The 16,806-nt window shown below is 66.5% G+C and carries 18 protein-coding genes; 3 read left to right on the top strand and 15 right to left on the bottom strand.

Annotated features, from left to right (window positions below; all coding sequences use genetic code 11):
* Window positions 1–31: 31 nt before the first annotated feature.
* The gene (locus tag AB0M47_RS11395; RefSeq protein WP_363411822.1) at window positions 32–3,112 is read left to right on the top strand and encodes a hypothetical protein; all 3,081 of its coding nucleotides are present in this window, start codon (window positions 32–34) and stop codon (window positions 3,110–3,112) included.
* Between the two features lie 226 nt (window positions 3,113–3,338).
* On the opposite strand, the gene AB0M47_RS11390 is transcribed toward AB0M47_RS11395, so the two are convergent.
* The 4 genes from AB0M47_RS11390 to AB0M47_RS11375 all read right to left on the bottom strand — a co-directional run bounded on the left by AB0M47_RS11390 (window position 3,339) and on the right by AB0M47_RS11375 (window position 6,605).
* Window positions 3,339–3,881, bottom strand: coding sequence for a hypothetical protein (locus AB0M47_RS11390; protein ID WP_363411820.1), 543 nt, complete (start codon window positions 3,879–3,881; stop codon window positions 3,339–3,341).
* A 176-nt stretch (window positions 3,882–4,057) separates the two neighbouring features.
* Window positions 4,058–4,312 carry a hypothetical protein gene (locus AB0M47_RS11385; protein WP_363411818.1) on the bottom strand — a complete coding sequence of 85 codons (255 nt, stop codon included), beginning with the start codon at window positions 4,310–4,312 and terminating at the stop codon, window positions 4,058–4,060.
* Window positions 4,313–4,592: 280 nt separating this feature from the next.
* Window positions 4,593–5,543 (bottom strand): replication-relaxation family protein, encoded by a 951-nt coding sequence (locus tag AB0M47_RS11380; RefSeq protein WP_363411817.1) that lies wholly within the window; start codon window positions 5,541–5,543, stop codon window positions 4,593–4,595.
* A gap of 366 nt (window positions 5,544–5,909) precedes the next feature.
* Entirely contained in the window at window positions 5,910–6,605 is a 696-nt protein-coding gene (locus AB0M47_RS11375) for a DUF2637 domain-containing protein (RefSeq protein ID WP_363411815.1), read from the bottom strand.
* Between the two features lie 575 nt (window positions 6,606–7,180).
* Here AB0M47_RS11375 and AB0M47_RS11370 point away from each other — a divergent pair.
* On the top strand, window positions 7,181–8,044 hold the full coding sequence (locus AB0M47_RS11370; RefSeq protein WP_363411814.1) for a hypothetical protein: 864 nt from the start codon (window positions 7,181–7,183) through the stop codon (window positions 8,042–8,044).
* Here AB0M47_RS11370 and AB0M47_RS11365 read toward each other — a convergent pair.
* The 11 genes from AB0M47_RS11365 to AB0M47_RS11315 all read right to left on the bottom strand — a co-directional run bounded on the left by AB0M47_RS11365 (window position 7,971) and on the right by AB0M47_RS11315 (window position 15,092).
* Window positions 7,971–8,510 (bottom strand): hypothetical protein, encoded by a 540-nt coding sequence (locus AB0M47_RS11365; RefSeq protein WP_363411812.1) that lies wholly within the window; start codon window positions 8,508–8,510, stop codon window positions 7,971–7,973. The two genes, AB0M47_RS11370 and AB0M47_RS11365, sit on opposite strands and share 74 nt — an antisense overlap.
* A 391-nt stretch (window positions 8,511–8,901) precedes the next feature.
* A complete protein-coding gene (locus AB0M47_RS11360; protein ID WP_363411810.1) occupies window positions 8,902–10,404 on the bottom strand; it encodes a hypothetical protein in 1,503 nt (500 codons plus the stop codon).
* Window positions 10,405–10,432: 28 nt separating this feature from the next.
* Entirely contained in the window at window positions 10,433–11,332 is a 900-nt protein-coding gene (locus tag AB0M47_RS11355; RefSeq protein WP_363411808.1) for a protein kinase, read from the bottom strand.
* A 12-nt stretch (window positions 11,333–11,344) separates the two neighbouring features.
* Window positions 11,345–11,959 (bottom strand): pentapeptide repeat-containing protein, encoded by a 615-nt coding sequence (locus AB0M47_RS11350; protein ID WP_363411806.1) that lies wholly within the window; start codon window positions 11,957–11,959, stop codon window positions 11,345–11,347.
* A gap of 61 nt (window positions 11,960–12,020) precedes the next feature.
* Window positions 12,021–12,203, bottom strand: coding sequence for a multiple cyclophane-containing RiPP AmcA (gene amcA, locus AB0M47_RS11345; RefSeq protein WP_363411804.1), 183 nt, complete (start codon window positions 12,201–12,203; stop codon window positions 12,021–12,023).
* On the bottom strand, window positions 12,200–13,297 hold the full coding sequence (gene amcB, locus AB0M47_RS11340; RefSeq protein WP_363411950.1) for a cyclophane-forming radical SAM peptide maturase AmcB: 1,098 nt from the start codon (window positions 13,295–13,297) through the stop codon (window positions 12,200–12,202). The genes amcA and amcB overlap by 4 nt, the downstream gene beginning before the upstream one ends.
* Before the next feature lie 80 nt (window positions 13,298–13,377).
* Window positions 13,378–13,689 (bottom strand): hypothetical protein, encoded by a 312-nt coding sequence (locus AB0M47_RS11335; RefSeq protein WP_363411802.1) that lies wholly within the window; start codon window positions 13,687–13,689, stop codon window positions 13,378–13,380.
* Complete coding sequence (locus tag AB0M47_RS11330; protein WP_363411800.1) at window positions 13,686–14,150, bottom strand: helix-turn-helix domain-containing protein; 465 nt, start codon at window positions 14,148–14,150, stop codon at window positions 13,686–13,688. Before AB0M47_RS11330 ends, AB0M47_RS11335 begins: the two co-directional genes overlap by 4 nt.
* Before the next feature lie 137 nt (window positions 14,151–14,287).
* The gene (locus AB0M47_RS11325) at window positions 14,288–14,563 is read right to left on the bottom strand and encodes a hypothetical protein (RefSeq protein ID WP_363411798.1); all 276 of its coding nucleotides are present in this window, start codon (window positions 14,561–14,563) and stop codon (window positions 14,288–14,290) included.
* Window positions 14,560–14,862: a hypothetical protein gene (locus tag AB0M47_RS11320; protein ID WP_363411796.1), complete on the bottom strand. Its 303-nt coding sequence runs from the start codon at window positions 14,860–14,862 to the stop codon at window positions 14,560–14,562. The genes AB0M47_RS11325 and AB0M47_RS11320 overlap by 4 nt, the downstream gene beginning before the upstream one ends.
* Window positions 14,859–15,092: a hypothetical protein gene (locus AB0M47_RS11315; protein WP_363411794.1), complete on the bottom strand. Its 234-nt coding sequence runs from the start codon at window positions 15,090–15,092 to the stop codon at window positions 14,859–14,861. The genes AB0M47_RS11320 and AB0M47_RS11315 overlap by 4 nt, the downstream gene beginning before the upstream one ends.
* A gap of 232 nt (window positions 15,093–15,324) precedes the next feature.
* Here AB0M47_RS11315 and AB0M47_RS11310 point away from each other — a divergent pair, with 232 nt between their 5' ends.
* Complete coding sequence (locus AB0M47_RS11310) at window positions 15,325–16,734, top strand: hypothetical protein (RefSeq protein WP_363411792.1); 1,410 nt, start codon at window positions 15,325–15,327, stop codon at window positions 16,732–16,734.
* Window positions 16,735–16,806 lie beyond the last annotated feature (72 nt).

The following is a 16,806-nucleotide window of genomic DNA, read 5'->3' as shown; positions in this document are numbered from 1 at the left end:
TTTGCCTGGCTGCAGAGAGGAGAATGAGGCCATGGCCTTGCCGTCCGAAGTCGAGCGCTACATCCGTTTCCAGCTTGAACAGCTGAGCTCACATAACGAGCACCACACGTTCGAGACGATCAGCTTCCGCATCGCTGAGCGGCGGATCAGCGCCAATCTTCTGCCCGCAACCGGGCCAGTGAGCGCAGGGGGAGATCAGGGGCGTGATGCGGAGACCTACTACACCCGGCTCCCCGATGAGCTGCCGGGAGCGGGCGGCTTCGTCGGCCGCGCCTCAACCGAGCCCGTGGTGATCGCATGTTCAGTGCAGAAAGACGGCCTCGACAGCAAGATCCAAGCTGATCTGGAGTCGATCTGTAGCCGTGGGGAGCCGGTCTCCCGTGTCGCATTCTTTGCCGTTCAGGACATCCCCGTGGCTCGTCGCCACAAGTTGCAGGCCCACGCACGCGAACGCTTCGACGTTGGCCTCGACATCTTCGATGGACAGGCCGTAGCACATGAGCTCGGCTGCGGTGACCTAATTTGGGTCGCACAGCGTTACCTCGAACTGCCATCACACATGGTCCCCGATCAGGCGGAGGCACCACAGCCTGAGTGGTACTCACAAACCCTGACAGCACTGCGCTCCCGGGATCAGAAGAGACTTACCGCTGGTGCGATGTCCGAGGTCCGCGACGGTCTTCGCCACGCCACCTTCGAGGCGGAAGCCCGTGTCGATCTTCCGGAGTGGCTGGGCTACATCCGGGAGTTCATCGACGATGGCCTCCCATCTGACCTTGTATTTCGAGCACGATATGAGTCAGTCGTCGCCACCCTGAGAGGGATGAACACCCTCGACGGCGTGGAGGGTGACATGCGAGCTGCGATCACATTCGCACTCGGCACGGACTCCATATCGGCGCTGGACGACGCGGCGATCCTTCTTCAATACTGGGGCGGCGCATGGGCACGCCACATCGCCGAGGCTACCGCTGACGAGCTGCGTGACCTCAACCTACGTTTACGAGCACATGTTGCTGCGCTTCTTGACCACACGGACCCCGCGACCCATCCGATGCGCAAGGCGCGGCTTCATGACGTTCTTGCGAACCTGTGCCTCCAGCCACGGTGGCCGGAGATCGTAAGGCCACCAGTCGGCTCTCTGCCGTCGCCGCAGGAGACGACGGCCCTGCGCCGCGAGACAGAGGCGACCGGCGAGGATCTCCCGGTGATCAGCAACGATGATGTCCCGCTCGATTTCGCGGAGGCGATGGATCACCTCGATGCGTTCGTCGACCTGCTGCCAAGGGCGCGGGCGGTACCAGTCGGGAACACCAGCCAGGTCTTCCAAATGCTAGCGCCCGTACTCACGTCCGACCCGCGCTACGCAAAGGTACGCGACGCCCTCGACGCCGCCTCCGCATCGATCAGTGGTGACTCTGTGACCGCCGACCGATGCCGTAAACGCGCGATCGCGTTCCTTCGAGCAGGTAGGCCCCTCGAAGCTCTCGCCGAACTACACACCGCAAAGATCAACTGGTGGCACGGTGACACCATGCGCGGCTCTCTCCTTGCCATGCGAATGATCGGGAGGACATATTCCGAACTCGGTTTTCTCTATGCGGCGAAGCAATACGCGCTCGCCGCAGGCGCCGCAGCTGTGATCTCGAACGCCCAGGAGCTGCAAGACCTTGTACCTGAGTGCCTCATCGACGCTTTGGGCTACTGTTACAGCACGGGGAACTGGGCTGATTCGCTTGGCTTCTGCCGACTGGCAGTCCATGCCCACAGCTCGCTAGCCGAGAACGCCTTCGATCATCAGGCGCACCCGAGTCTGCAGAGCATTGACTTTCATGCGCCGTTCGCGTTGCTCGCAGCGGAGCGGTTCAGGCCCAGTCTCTTGCCGATCCTTCAGGGGGCACTTGGCGAGCAGGTGTATGGGGATCTTGCAGATATTGTCGATCTCGTCCGCCCGTCGTTTAAGTTTACCGAGGACGAGCTGGCCGCCAAGGCTAGCGACGACCTGCACGGTCTCCCGTTCTCTGATGTCGGCGGTCGGCGCACGCTCGCGTTCGCGGCGCTTGGTACGACGTGGTTCATCTCCTGTATCAACGATCGCCCGAACGTACTGGCCGCAGAGCGGTTCGCCGCTGCCGCGCAGATCCTGCTCGCGGAACTGGCGATCGGTGACCCAGTGTTTCTGTCCCAGGAGATACACATCGATCTCATGGTCGGCACTCCGTTCGGGACCGGGGACCGCGTCCGGTTCAAGCCCAACAACGAGCGGATCGAATGCACGGTGATTCTCTCCGCCTTCACCGCATCGATCGACACTGATGCCCTTGAACTTGAATTGTCAGCGACCCTGGTACAGCTTATGGCGCACCTCAGCGGCAGGCCGCAACCGGAGTTCATGAGCTCCGTTGAGCAAGCCATAGCGAGGGGCCTTATGCACAAGTTGCACGCGGCTCGTCCGTATGACGATGTCGCCGGCCTCCTCGACGACTCTCACTACGAAGCCCTCGCATCGGTTTCCGTGGAGCTGGTGGGCGGCCAGCGGTTCGCACCTCGCGAGGTTGACGCGCTCGCCGCTCCGACGACGCCCGGCCCAGGCTACGACCAGGCGGCGAGCCTCGATGCCATCCGCGAGAACTACAGTTACCTTCCGACGCTGGTTCCTCAGACTCTGCCTCGGATACTTTCTGATTCGGGCACAGTTTCCGCCTGTCACCAGCTGCGCGACGAGGGCTGGCTTGACTGGCACATCCTTATCGCGATCGTCAACGCCGTGATCAACTTTCGCGCTCGTGCGGCAGGACTACTGGATCGCCCCGGTCCGCCGACGAAAGAGCAGCGGCAGCTTGCCCGTGCGCCAGAAACGGAACAATCTACTCCAATCCCGCTATCGGAGTTCACGAGTGATCGGCTGCAGGACGCGTTGAATTTTGCCCTCTTCGCGATTGGCCAACGGCGGTGGAAGTTGGAATCCCCGACGGCGACGCCGAACGTGGCTGCATTCCGAAGTCTGCTCGCGACGCGATACGGGCTTGATGACGATGTCCCTCATCGTGATCTATTGGTTGATGCCCTGACGGACGATGGCAAGCTGATGCCCTTGGCCCCAGACCAGTAGGGCGACCAACGGAAGCTCGTGTCAACGGCGGACGCCTTGCCACGAGAAGAGCGCGCGTCGCCGAACCAGTGACGGTTCGGCGACGCCGCCTTCGGGTGTCCGAGGCGGGGCCGGTCAGCGCGGCATGTCGGCGGTCAAGCACGGCCCGGCTCGGCACCGAAGTGCGTGGGCACGATGCCTTCCAGTGCGGCTGGCGTCCAGTGCCGTCCCTCGGGCGCGCTGGTGGTCACTCGATGACGACGGAAACGCTGTTGGTGGCGAGGCTGAGCTCGACGTCGGGCAGCGGGTGGGACCAGAAGCGTCCATCGGCATCGTGCCAGGAGACCACACAGTTCACGATCTTGACGTAGCTAGTCTCGCGGCAGATCGCCCGTACGCGGATGTCGTCATTGGAGCGCAGAACGTGGGGCCATTCTTCCAGAATGCCGGCGTCGCCTCGCTGACGGCCGTCCCACGCGGCGACCCGGCCCCGGACAGCCAGGTCGAGGATCGGCCGGTCGCCGAGGTTCTCCACGTGTGCCTCCACGACCGCGTCACCGTGGTTGGCGCCACCGTGTGTAGAGGGGCGCAGGGTGGTGTCCATCAGCTTGACCACGACCAGCCGGGCTTGCGCCTGCGCACGTTGTTCGTCATCGCGTCTGCGCTGCCGGGCATCGCGGCGGGCGATCCCGAGCGCGACCAGGACGGCCAGCAAGGTGAAGAAGGCCCCAGCGACCTGTCCGTAGGCGGCGAGCCAGGACGGGTCGCGTATCGCGTCACCGAAAGTCACTCCCGCATCATCGCCGACCGCGTCGACACCCACCTTCGCCCGAAGGCCGTTGACCGACTCGGTTGAGCGCGTCGCCGGTCGGGCGTGGGGCCGCCAATCCGGCCGATGCTGTCGCCGCGACGGGGAGGACACGACGAAAGGGCGCACCGGGTGTCGGTGCGCCCCTTCGACCCGTCTCAGCGCTTGACGGCGTTGACGGCGGGTGCGAACAGTTCGGCGATGCGCCGCTTCTGGCCTTCGCTCAAAGGTGGCGCTTCGGCGGCGAGCCGAGCGGCTGCCTGTTCGATGGCGATGTCGGTCTTGCTCTTCTTCACGGGTGCCGGGCGGGCCGGCCGGGTGGAGGGGTTCTCCTTATGGGATAGAGCTTTGCGATGTCGAGGGTGGTGAAGGGCTGGGGTTCCGGCGTCGGTGGCCGGTACGTCTTCGGCCATATGGCTCCATGCGTGCGCGTGTCTGGCTGGGGCTCGATCGTGCGTTCATTGGGATCTCCTCTTCTGCACCCGAGGTGGGCGCGTCTGCCGGGCCGCCTGGTGCGGCACGGCTTTCACGTCGTTGGTGTGGATGAATTTCCCGTACTTTCGCTCTGCGAGTCCCCTTTCCAGTGGTGGCCGATGCAGGCCGCCTGTGCTGCGCTGTCAGGATCTGCAGGCCGGAGGCTCAGCCTGCGACTCCTAACCGGCAGAGGGTCGCAGGGAGGGTCCGGCAGAGGCGCTACCCGTGGCTGGCCAGCGGATCGCGCTCGGCGGTGCCCTGCCACGTCGTGTCGTGTTCGGGGTCGAGGTAGGGCAGGTCGATGAGCTTGCGCCGGGGGCCGCCTTCGCCGACCAGGTGCCACACGTCGGCGGCTGGGCTTTTGCCGGTGTGGGTGAGGTAGTCGGCGGCGGTGGTGGCGATGATGGCCGGTGGCTGTTTGTAGGCGGTGTGGAGCCGGTCGTGCCAGTGCTGCTCGCGCAGGACGCTCGGCAGCACGAACAGGACGGGCCAGCTCCACGTGTGGGCGTAGGCGAAAAGTAGGCCGTACTTGGCGGCCTTGTCGGTGAGCAGGTCGAGGCGTTCGGTGCCGGTGTCGTACTCGATGAAGAACGGCACCGCCCGTCCGCCTTCGGCCCACACCCCGGCTCCGTCCGGCCGCGGTAGGCCGGAGGGGGCCATGAGGCGGTGGTCGGAGCCGTGGCGGAAGAAGGCTCCGGGCTCGTGGTAGGCCGACGCCGGCCGCCACGAGACCAGCCTCGTGCCGGGGTGGGTGCGCTGGTGCGCGGCCAGGTCGATGAACACGCCGTTGCCGCCGAGCAGGTGCGGCAGGTCTGGGCGGGAGATCAGTGACTGGTAGCGGCGCTTGGCTTGATCGCGCCGTGGTAGGCCGAGGCCGCGCTGGCCCATGACGTGCTCGTAGCCGACCTGTGCCAGGACGTAGTGGTACGGGTAGGAGCCTCCATCGGGCTTGTTGGGCCGGAACCGGCCGACCGCGCCCATGCTGGTCAGCTTGAGCAGGCGGCGTTGGGCGAAGTCGAGTGAGGGGAACAGGGCTTTGGCGATCTGGTCGGTGGTCAGGGCTCCGTGGTCGTAGAGCCAGCCCAGGAGCCGGTCGTCTCGGCCAGTGATGCGGACTTGCAGCCGCAGCAGCGGCGGCACGGTGCTTGTTCGTTTAGCGGATATGTTCACGCACACCCCTACGGGGGAGACCCCAGACAGGGTCTGTCTGGATACTTCGCGAAGCGCTGTTGGGCGCGCTGACCTGCGCTGTCAGGTCGTGGAGGGGGTCGGTTTGGGGGTCGGTGTCAAGACGGACACCAAGACGGAGACCAGCACCGACCCCGCCACGGTCACCGAGACCGTTAGCGCGGAGAGTCATGCAGGACAAGGCATCGGCTCCTGTTGGTCCGACTCGGACGGACTGTTGGGTGAGGTGGGTGAGAGTGATCATGGTTGGACCCTTCCGGGGCGAGGCAAGTCGAATGTGGATCGTCGCGCGACTGAACGCGCAGAAGCGTCTCGTGCCGGCGGCGTGCTGACAGGTGGGCGTGGGCGTCATGCGGCCTCGTCTGCGGTGGCTAACAGGTCGGGCGTGGGCTCGGCCCGCAGCAGTCTGACGAGCGCGGTAGCGGTGGCTGTCGACAGTTGATGCCCGTCCGCGCGTAGTTGCGCGGCCAGGCTGGTGCGGTTGAGGACGGCTCCTTGTCCGGCAAGGGCTTTGGCCGCCGCACGGGCGGCCGGGACGAGCCCCGTCACGTCCGGGGACGGACCGCGACGGTCCCGGACGGTCCGGGTCTCGTCCGCGCCGTCCGGGACCAGAGCCCCGATGTCCGGGACGAGCGGTTGCTCGTCCCGGACCGGCCAGGAGCCGTGGACGAGCGTCGCGGTCGTGTCCGGGACGGGACTGGCATCCGCGCGGGCCATGGCCATCTTCACCATGGCCAGGAACCCCAGCGCGGGCAGCGCGGCTGCGATCCAGCCGATGACCGACGCCTCCGCCTCGACCACCTGCGCGGCAAGGGAAAGCGCCACCGCCACGGTGAGCACCGTGGCCGGGAAGGCCACGGACGTTCCTCGGCGTTTGCGTCTGCGAATTTCCAGGCCGGCCGCCACGGAGGCCGCCTCCAGGATCAGAGCGTCCGCCCACGCCAGCCACCCAGGCTGACCATGCGCCGCCGCCACATCGTGAACGTGCCTGAAGCTGGCCGCCCCGGCGGCGGCGCCGATCGCGAGCATGATGACCGTCTGCACGATGCCCTCGACGCGCTCCCCGCGCGGCCGAACCCCTTGCGCGGCAAAGCTGTTGGGTTGCAGGGCATGACTGTTGGGTGGCCCGGACGCTGGCTGTTGGGCGTGCGTTGGGTGAGTGTCGGGTAAGGTCAGCGGCTGTTGGGTGCTAACCATCGTCCTCCTCGGGGCTTGAACAAGATCGGATGCGGTCGAGCGGTGTACGCACGGGCGGACTCCTGTTCGTCATGGCCACGCGGGCGCGGGCCGCGGGTGGTGGTGATCATCGGTAGAGCTGTCGCTGCACTCAGTACCGGCCAGTCAGGTCAAACGAACGCGGCCCGAACCTGACGAAACCTGATGGTTTCTAACAGCGCAGGTAGTGGGCACTCTGTGGCCGGAAGCCGGAGGCTGCCTGTCAGGTTCTGCTTCCTGACAGATCGTGCGGCGGGGGTCCGGACGGAGAGGTCCGTCCACCCTCCAAGGGGTAGGCGGATCGCGGGATTCTGGACTTGACGTGATCCAGTTCACATCTGTTGAGGTCTGTCAGCGGGCCGAGCGGCCTCTGTCGCGAGCGTGTCGCCGGGACAATCGTGGACGTGGAGCCTGCCGCCCTCGCCCCGGAGTTCGCCGCCGAGGGGCCGATCCTGCGCTGGCTCGACCGGGTCTTCCTCACCCTCGCCGAGCGCGTACACATCCCCGCGACGGCGCTGACCGGCCAGTGGCCTCCATTCGACTGCACGCCCGAGCTTCTGCGCGCCGAACTCGAACGCCGTACCGTCGAGAAGCTGCCCACCGACGACCTGTGGGCCGCCATCGTCGCCCACGCGCGCCAGCCAGGCGAGAACGGGCGGGTGTGGCGGCTGCTCGCCCTGGGATTCGCCTTGAAGCCGTTGCGCCGCATCGACTACCGCCTGCGCGCCGAGACCTTGCACGAGCGCTGCGACATCAACGCCGACCTGATCGAAGGCTTCCTCAAACGGCTCGCCAACATCGACGCCAGCAGGCCCAACATCGCCAACCGGCTCGCCGACGCCGCGAAGTACAACGCGCGCAAGCAGCGCAAGGCCCGCCGGACCCACCTCCCGGCCGAAGCCGCCCTCCTGCTGCCAGACCCGACCGCCACCCCCGGTAGCGGCTCGCACAACTGGACCGAGGCCCTGGAGGACATCGCCGACGACTTGACCGCCGCCGGCCGCCGCCTCGACCCGCTCGGCCTGGAACTGATGGCCCGCACCCTGCTCGACCGCGAAGACCTTGCCGAGGCCGCCACGGACGTCGGCCTGAGCGTGGAGGCGGCCTACAAGCGCCGTAGCCGCACCGAGGACGCCATCGCCGCCCTCTACCGCATCAGCGTGCGACGCTCCGCCAGCGGACGCCCGAAGGCGGTCAGTCGCGGTGCCACGGCAGACGCGGCATACGCGGAATCTGCGACTCGTCGACCGCCGGGCGGCCGTGGGTGACCTCCCATAGCTCCCGGAAGATCTCTGCCAGATCCTGCACCCACACCTCGTCGCCCTCGACCCGCCACACGGTCTTACCCAACGCATCGGTCATGACCAGCACAGGGCCGCCGGAACGGGCCACCAGCGTCGCCGACTCCGCGTGCCCCACCACAATCGGAGCCTCGTCCCCGTGCGCGGCGTACACGCGATCCCGGCCCGGAGGCGGCTCCTCCCGCGCCAGATCCCACACCGCGAACACGGCCTCCTCGATCGCCGGGACCGCGCTGACCCGCGTCATCAATGCGAGGGTGGCACCCTTCGACGACTCCCACCGACGCCCCGGCAAGATCGCCAATTCTAGGGCGAACTCCGCGCTGCGCGCGATCCGCCACGCCCGCCGATCCGCCAGCCGTCGTGCCAGCTCGCGCTCGGATGCAGCCGCGGCCACATCGGCGGGCAGGTCAACGGCGTCACGTTCGCTCACGGGCTCCAGCCTGCCACCCCGGCCGCGCCGCCGAATAGCACCCCGCCCCGATCGAGCATCCCGGCCTGGTCCGCGAGGTGAAGGTGACCGACAAGCAGGCCATCGAGGCGTTCGGGGGCCGCGTGCGCGAGGACAAGACGCGGCTGACACTCGCGGTGCTGGTTGAGTTCCGCGCGGCACGCAGGGCGGCGTAACTGGACGAGGGGGCAGGGCTCGAGACCCATGGGCGCTGCCCCTCTTCAACCTCGATCTACGGCCTGAGAACCCCTTCCGAGCCGCCACCAGGTCGAGACCCATGCTCCGTCCTGCAGACGGTTCACTCGTCCGTGCCGAGGGTGGCAGGAGGGCTGAGCCTCATGAGCTCTGATCGCCAGTGCGGGCGCGCAGATCTTTACGCGGAACCACCAAGCCGCTCGCCAATTTGCTCGGGCGAGAACCCCATGAGCCGCAACATCTGCGCTCTTGCAAGAACATCCACTCGTTGCACCCAGCCTTGAAGATCTAGATTCTCTGGCATGTGGTTGCCGTGGCTCAGATCGTTACGGAGACGGCGAACCACCTCCGCGAACCTGATGGTCTTGCCCTCCTCCCTATAAAAGTTGACCACAGGATCCGACGAATCATGCCGCAGCGCATGGACAACTGGTTCTGGAGTTGCGGCAAGTAGGCCGTCAATCCTTCGGTCAAGGCTGTCCATCGGCTTCTTTGAAATCAGGTCTTTCTTCGCCGATGACAGTGGGCGGCCGAGTGCTTCTTCGATCTCCGCGAGGAGTCGAGCTCGTGCGGCATCGTGCTTTTCTTGACGCTGCAAATCGTGTGTCTCATTTTCCACGGTGTGCAGTGCCTCTAGGGCTTGCACCAGATAGAGGAACCGAGCACGAGTAGGAAGATCTTGAAAGGTGGCTAGTCGAACCAGCTCTGGAAACGGATTCTCGGATTTCTGCAGTTCCACCCAACGCTTGATCATTGCAGGAAGGTCGGTAGGCAGAGTCTTTCTGGTGAAAAGTGGCTTGTCCCCTTCCTCGTAATAGATCGGCTTGGTCGCGTCGTACGGAAGCTGTGTGATGCCCGAGCCGAACAGTTGCACGCTGATGGCGCGCATCCCCCTGTCGTCGGCTGGACCGGTAAATCGAACCCAGGTCGGTCGACAGACTTTGCCGGCAGCGAAAGAGAGCAGGCTCGCAAACGGTCTGAGCCACTGATCGAGCCATTCATCAGCCGTCATCGGGTCGCCGTCGAAAGACATGACAGGCGCGAAGGAAACGTGAAAGTTGTAGAAATCCAACTTAACAAGCTTGCAGGCATATTTGGATTCGATCGTAACTCCCGATCCAGCCCATGCCATCTCGGACTCGGTAGACAATTCGGCGGAGTAGATACGCCCATCACCCTGCGGAATGTGAACTTCAATCAGTGGTGCGAAGTCGAAGAATTCGTCAAGACCTTCGATCTGAACTTCCATGCGCGTCAGATGGTCAAGCGCTGAATTCGTCTGGAGACCGGCTAGAGCAAACGCGGCAAAGCCCACATAGCGGCCAGGGAACACCTTGTCCATCGAGACACCGAACAGAGCCAGATCTTGGTTGCTCCAAAGCCTCCCCTCAAGGCGGTGGATCACAGGCATATCTTGAGGAAAGCTGCCAGGTTCCCACCTGCGCTCATCATCGATAATCTGGACTTTTACGGCTCGGCCGGCACCTAGTTCGATCTCGCCGGGTAGCCACCTTCCGTCCACATGAAAGTGCCCGTTATAGGAACCAGGCTTCAGCGCGAGTGAAGGATACAAAGGTTCACAACCTCCCGTCGGCGGCACAGTGTCCTTCGGCGCGATCTTTCGGCGAACGGGTATTAGCGCTCCGAGAATCCGCCGGACCGCACGAAGGACTTTTGACACTCCAGCACCCTAGCGCCACGAACCCCGGCTACCACACCCGCGGATGGCGGCTGGATGGTGATGGCCGTTGATGATCGGCGAGTGCGATCAGCTCGTCACGGGTCTCGGACATGGTGGGTCGGTTCGCCGGGTTGGGGTCGAGGGTCGCAGTCAGCAGCGTCGCCACGGATGGCCAGCCTTCGGGCATGGGCCGGAGGCTGGCCGGGTCGGTGATCGCGGTGTAAATCTCGGGTGCGTTCAGGCTGGCCGGATTGGCCTTGTAGTCGCGCGGCCAGAGTTTGGCCCACGAGGCGAACACGGTCGCGCCGAAGGTGTAGACCTCGGCTGCGGTGGTGAGCGTGACGTGGTGGCTGGCGGGGGTGTCGAGCAGTTGCGCGGCGATCTCCGGGGCCGTGAGGTGCGCGTACCCGCCCCGGTAGGCGATGGCGGGAAGGTCGTCGGCTGGCCCTTGCCCGATTGCCCAGTCGATGATCCGGGCCGGGCCGTGCTCGGGGACGAGGATGTGGCCGGGTTGGAGATCAGCGTGCCGCCAGCCGGCCTCATGCAGGGCGGCGAGGGTGGTGGCGGCCTGCGCGGCGGCATGTAGGGCGGCGGATCGGTGGGTATCGGCGTGCTGCCAGCGGTGGGCGAGGCTGGGTGAGCTGTCCCACTCGACGGCCAGCCACGTCCCATGGGCGGTGTGGCTGAACGCGAAGAGCCGGTCGGGGTCGACGTGGGTGAGCACGGCCGCTTCCCGGTGGGCGAACGATCGGCTCTGGCCCGCCTCGCCGGTCGTGTACTTGACCGCGACGACATCGCCCCCGGCCATGGCCACCTTCCAGACGCGGCTGCCGGGCCGCTCGGCGATCAGCGTGAGCTGAGTGATCTCGTCGGGCAGGCGGATGCCGTCGGGCAGGCTGCGCCGCGCTTGCGGCTGGTGGGGGGTCACGTGGCTCCCGGGTTAGCGTGGGTCGGCGGCGACGTTGATCGACAGTTCGTGTAGCAGTAGCTCGGCCAGCGCCGCCACCTGGGATTGGCCTATTGTCGCTCCGCGCAGGGCGGTCGCGCCGGTCAGGCCGGTCAGGTCGTTGCCGCGCAGGTCGGCTCCGCGCAGGTCGCAGCCGTCGAGCGTGAGCCCGGACAGTTTGCAGCCAACGAACGCGGCGGCGGTCAGGCTGCTGGCGGTGAATGTCGCCTCGGCCAGCGAGCAGCCGACGAATGCGACCGGACCGGCCGTCTTGACCTGGTGGAAGGTGGTGTAGTCGAGGCGGCAGTTCTCGAACACGACGTTCTTGAAGGTGACGGTGTCGAACCGGGCTCCGATCAGGGTGCAGCCGGTCAGCACGCACCGATCCAGGCTGACGCCGGTGAAGGTGGCCGAGCTCAGATCGGCGCTGGTCAGCCACGAGCGCGCGATGGTGGTGCCGGTCAGGCTGGCCCGCGCCAGCACGTCACCGGTGATCACCTGCTCGGTGATCGATCCGCCGTCGCGCGGGAGCCGGTCCAGCACCTCGAGGTCGTCGGGCTCATCGCCGGGCAGCATGACCTTGAGGTCGTGCACAGTGCGGATCTGCATGATTCACCTTAAGTCCGGGCGGGGCGGCGGCCGGGCGATGCCAGGCCGCCGCCACCGAGGCTTACTTCTTGTTCCAGTTGTCCCAGCTGGGCCGGTTGTCGAACTTGGGACCGACGTTGTCCCAGGTCGGCCGGTTGTCGAACTTCGCGCCTTGCGGCAGCGCCACGGTGGCGGCGGCCTCGGTGACGCCGAGGCTGGCCAGCGCGTCGGCGTCGGCGCGGGCGAGCAGTTGCAGGATGGTCATGTGGATCCCTTCCTGGTGTGGTCGAGCGCGGAGCGCACGACGGATTGATAGGTGGTACGGCAGTAGTTGGTCTCGGTGGTGTCGAACCGGCCGTGCTCGAAGAACCGGTTGCCGGCCTGGGCGCCTCCGCAGAAGGCCCAGAAGTCGCACTCAGCCGCGCAGCGGCGCAGCCCGTCGTCGAACTCGGCGACGTAGCCGACCTGGTGCAGGCGGGCCATCATCTGCGGCAGTGTCTCGGTCAGCACGTTGCCGATGACGAAGTCCGCATACTGCGGGGCGGTCACGCCGAGCAGTTCCGGTGACAGCACGACCACCTGCCCGGTCGCCGCGACGGTGGGGATCGGGTCGTACACACCCGGCGGCTGCGCACCAGCCGAGCGCGTGTGCCCGAGCCAGCCGCGCAGCCGGTCCAGGTCCCGGATGCGCAGGTGCGGGAACTGTCCGCGCCGCGCCCACAGCGCCGCCCAGAACTCTTGCGCCTGCTTGGGTGTGACCTGCTGCCGGTGGGCGTTGAGCCCTTCCTGTTCTTCGATGTTGAACCCGACCGACGCGCAGCCCAGGTCGGCGAAGAAGTCCAGCAGTTCGTCGGCCCGGCCGATCGTGGCGGCGGTGACTACGCAGATCACGCTGAACTCGATCCCCGCCGACCGTAGCCGCTCGATGCCGGTCATCGTATTGGCGAAGCTGGATTGCCCGGCCCAGTCGACGCGGGTAGCGTTCATCGGTTGCGGCCCGTCGATCGATACCCCGACCCGGAACCTGTACTCGGTGAACAGCTCGATCCACGGCTGGCTGATCAAGGTGGCGTTGGTCTGCACCCCGTGCGCCAGCCGCCCGTCGCAGCGCAGCGGCTCCAGCTCGGTCAGTAGCGCCCGCATGTGGGCGACCGGCGTGGTCAGCGGCTCACCGCCGTGCCACACCAACTCCACCGCAGACTCGCTGCCCTGCTCGGCGATCGAGACCGCCAGCCGCTGCGCGACCTTCACCGGCATCAAGGTCTGCCGCTTGCGGTCGGGCAGGTAGCAGTAACCGCAGTCGAGGTTGCACAAGGTCGCCGGTTGTGCGATCACCGTGCGAAACCGGTCACCGACCATCGATATCGGCCGCGGTGGCTCCGGGGGTATCGGCACTCGCGGCTGGAGCGGTGGCGGGTGCGTCTCGGTAGTTGCCAGGCTCATTTGTCCTCCCCAGGGTCGGCGAGGGCCGCGACCGCCGAGCGTCGCCTGCCCGTCGCTGCTGCGACAGCCACGGTGACCGCCTCGTCGAGGTCACCACAGCGCTTGATCTCGTACGGGTTGCGGCCGTTGGGACGCCACATCTCGACCTGGAAGCCACTACGCGGAACAGCGACCACGTATGCCTCCACCACCGGCCCGGCCACCGACGCGCCGTCAAGGTCGGCGTGCGTGCGCACCTCCAGGCCGATGCCGGAGGCGGCCTCGGCGAGCCGGGCGTAGATCCGCGCCTGCGCGCTCTCGCTGCTCATCGCCGCCTCCGCTTCAGCGGCGAGGGTGACGAGTCGGGGCCGGCGGTGGCCAAAAGAAGGTCGATGCGCTCCATCAGCCCGTCGGAAGGTTCCCGTTGGACCGGCGTGGCGAAGTCGGCCAGCGCCGCTTGCAGGACTTCTACAAACCTGGCGACCTCGGAATGGGCCGAGCCTGCACGCCGGGCGTGGGGGCGGGTGGCTTCGCGCTGGGCCACGACCAGGCCATGCAGCCGGGTCAGCGCCCCGTCCGCGTGGAGTTCGGCATCGCAGCGAGCAGCCAGGTCGACGGAGGGGAATCGTTGCGCCCGCTCGACCTTGTCCAGCAGGCCGGGGCTGGCCAGCACTCTGGGCGCGAGGTGGCGGGTCGACAGCCCTGCGGCAAGGCGGCGATGGCGAAGCTCCGCGCCGAAGAAGTGGGCCACGGAGGCGTGCGGCGTCAACGGACTCAGGGCACGGCCCACGGTGCGAACTCCTTCACAACATCCAGCAGGCAACCTGCACGAACGTGAATCCGGGCTTCCTGGCGGCCGTGGAGTAGTCCGCGCGGCATGCAGTGCCGCGCGGACCACTCCAGGCACGCACCAGCGAAGTCGCGCGGTCATGCTGACCTGCCGAAGGCGTCAAACGGATGCCCATCGCCGCTGGCGAAGTCGCCACGTGCGCCGATCAGCTCCATCGGGCGGCGGCGGGGAAGCTGTCTGGCATGGCCGAACAGCACCGCGTGCGCGGTGTCGCGCTGGCGGCACGGCTCTAACTCCCCACAGGCGAGACACCGGCCACCGACATCCGATCGAAGGTGCGCCTCGATCACTCGCCGCGCCTCCTCCGGCCCGGCCAGCGCCTGCGCCGCGACCCTCGCCCGCACAACGCTCACGACGCACCCCCACCGCAGTCACGCGAGCGCCGCCACCCAGCCGTGATCTGCGTCAGCATGGCCCGCCCCTTGTCGTTGAGGCGCAAGGTCAGGCTCCGCTGATGCGGTACCACCTCGACCAGTCGGTCACCTAGCAGCAGGTAGAGCGTGGTGCGGACCGCCTCCACCGACACCTGTGGCACCCGCTCGGCCAACTGGCTCACCCGCCAGTCCCGCCCCGGCTCGGCCAGCAACGCCCGGTAGATCCGCTCGCGAGGCTCGCTGAATACCGCCAGGATCGGCGTACCAAGCGCGTTCACGACCGGCCGCCCTCAGCAGCACAAGGCGCGGCAGCCTTCAGCGCCCACCGCGCCTGCGAGCACGGAAATGTCGCGATCATGCAGGCGAACTCGTAGCAGCCGACGCACAAGCCGCCCGCGTTGGGCGCGTGTGCCGTCAGGATCGCCTGCGCCTCCTGCGCGAGTCCCGCCTTCGGCTTGTCAACAGCGACGAGCATGATCTGCCGCTCGTGAGTCACTTCCCGGTCCATGCCGCCGTGCCCTCCTTCCGGTCATCGACGCCTGGCTGTTGACACCCGGCCGGACGGAGGCTCGTGTCACGCCCGGCCGGGGCGCATGATCATCCGCTAGCGGATCGGACCCCGTAGCGAAATGGATTCACCTACCAACATCCATCGACGTCACGATGCGATGTTGCATCCGTGACCGCCAGACAGCGAAACGTGACAGCGCCAAACTTTCAGTTCTGTTAAATTCCTAGCCGTGGGACCGGCGTTCCTGGCATTTCTGGAAGCCGTCCGTCGTGGTTGGGGTCCTGTCGATGCCGACTACGCCGGATGGCTGGTGCCGCGTGATCAACGTGAACTGACCATCCTCGACGCTTCCGGGGCACAACGCGTCCGGCTGCCTGGCTGGGTGCGTGACGAGATCAGCGACCGGATCGCGGAGGTCATCAGCAAGACCACCTCAGCCAAGAGCCGGGACAGACTGGCCGAACTCGCCCGCTACTACCTGCGGCCCATAGGCTCCAAGGATCTGGCCGCCAGCCGGGCCACCCTCAGCAACTGGCGACATGACGCTTCAGAACTGGTAGCCGAGGAACTGACCGCACGCCACACCACCAGCCTCGCCTTTCAGCTGACCGGGCTGCCGCGAAAGGGCGAGCGCCTTGGCCTGGAGTCGCTGGCCCGCGATCCCGCACTCGGCTGGATACTGCGTCTTCACCCACAGGAACGCGACATCGCAATACATCGGGGCTTGGCTGACGCGGCCAGCGAGGCACGAGACAAGGCGGACGCGCGGACGCTGGTCGGGGTCGCCCTCATCGCCTCGCGGTTGGCCCCAGAGACGAACCCTGAACCCACGCATGACTTCGACGGGACACCGCTGCGCGGTCTGGACGGGCGCAAGTTCACCCGGTCGCGGCTTGCCTTGCCCTTGGTCTTGCTGTGCCTTCAACGGGCTGCCCTGGCCGCCCGTCAGCCTGGACAGCAACCCGATCGGCACACTGTGCTCATCACCGGCCACCGGCTCGTGGAATCGGCCAGTGTGCTACCTACGCAGCCTGGACCGATGTCCAGTCTGGACGCGGAGAACAAGTTCGATCCCGATCTCCTGGCCGAGGGAATCACCTACGCATGGCAGATGATCTCGACCGGCGACGCCAAAACAATCCTTGCCGCCATCACGCGGTATGCGGCTCTCGCGTCAGGCATGGTGAGCGAACGCCAGCACCAGGACCTCGCGCTGCTCAGCGTGGCGGTCGCACGTCGGCATTCCGACCGCCGCGCACTCGACATCGACCTGCACCACCCTGCCTTCCGCAGCGACTCCACCGACTCGATCTTGTTCCAGTTGCGGTTCCGGCGGGAACGGCTTCTGCTGGCCAGCCACCACGATCCCGGATCGGACTGGCGGCCGGAACTGAGGAGAATGGATGACCTCCTCGTGGTCAGAAGGCGTCTCCTGCCCGCCACAGAGTCGCGACGCATCGAGAAAGTTCAGCTTCACCTCCAGCAAGGCATCCTGCTGCGACAGGCGCGAGAGCTGACCGCAGCCGGGCTGCCGATGGACACCGTTCCACCGACTCTTACCGAGGACCAGATCATCGCTGCCATTCGCGCGATCGACGACATGATCGCCTCCATGCTGTCCGCGTACGGCCTGACGTGACGGTGTGTGTACGGGCTCACGTGTAGGTCGGTCTCCGGTGGTGTGGCCGGGAGAGTGGGTCACCCTTCGGAT

The sequence above is a fragment of the Hamadaea sp. NPDC051192 genome, from assembly GCF_040682475.1.
Classification (GTDB): Bacteria; Actinomycetota; Actinomycetes; order Mycobacteriales; family Micromonosporaceae; genus Hamadaea; species Hamadaea flava.
Note: the sequence above shows the minus strand (reverse complement) of the source record. Positions and strands in the feature narration are given on the sequence as shown.

What these genes read in the sequence shown, in the direction of transcription:
- AB0M47_RS11350 (WP_363411806.1), bottom strand. Translation starts at nt 11,959, where the DNA reads ATGCAGATCCGCACTGTGCACGACCTCAAGGTCATGCTGCCCGGCGAT.
- AB0M47_RS11385 (WP_363411818.1), bottom strand. Translation starts at nt 4,312, where the DNA reads ATGGCCGAAGACGTACCGGCCACCGACGCCGGAACCCCAGCCCTTCAC.
- amcA (WP_363411804.1), bottom strand. Translation starts at nt 12,203, where the DNA reads ATGACCATCCTGCAACTGCTCGCCCGCGCCGACGCCGACGCGCTGGCC.
- AB0M47_RS11335 (WP_363411802.1), bottom strand. Translation starts at nt 13,689, where the DNA reads ATGAGCAGCGAGAGCGCGCAGGCGCGGATCTACGCCCGGCTCGCCGAG.
- amcB (WP_363411950.1), bottom strand. Translation starts at nt 13,297, where the DNA reads ATGGTCGGTGACCGGTTTCGCACGGTGATCGCACAACCGGCGACCTTG.
- AB0M47_RS11395 (WP_363411822.1), top strand. Translation starts at nt 32, where the DNA reads ATGGCCTTGCCGTCCGAAGTCGAGCGCTACATCCGTTTCCAGCTTGAA.
- AB0M47_RS11315 (WP_363411794.1), bottom strand. Translation starts at nt 15,092, where the DNA reads ATGGACCGGGAAGTGACTCACGAGCGGCAGATCATGCTCGTCGCTGTT.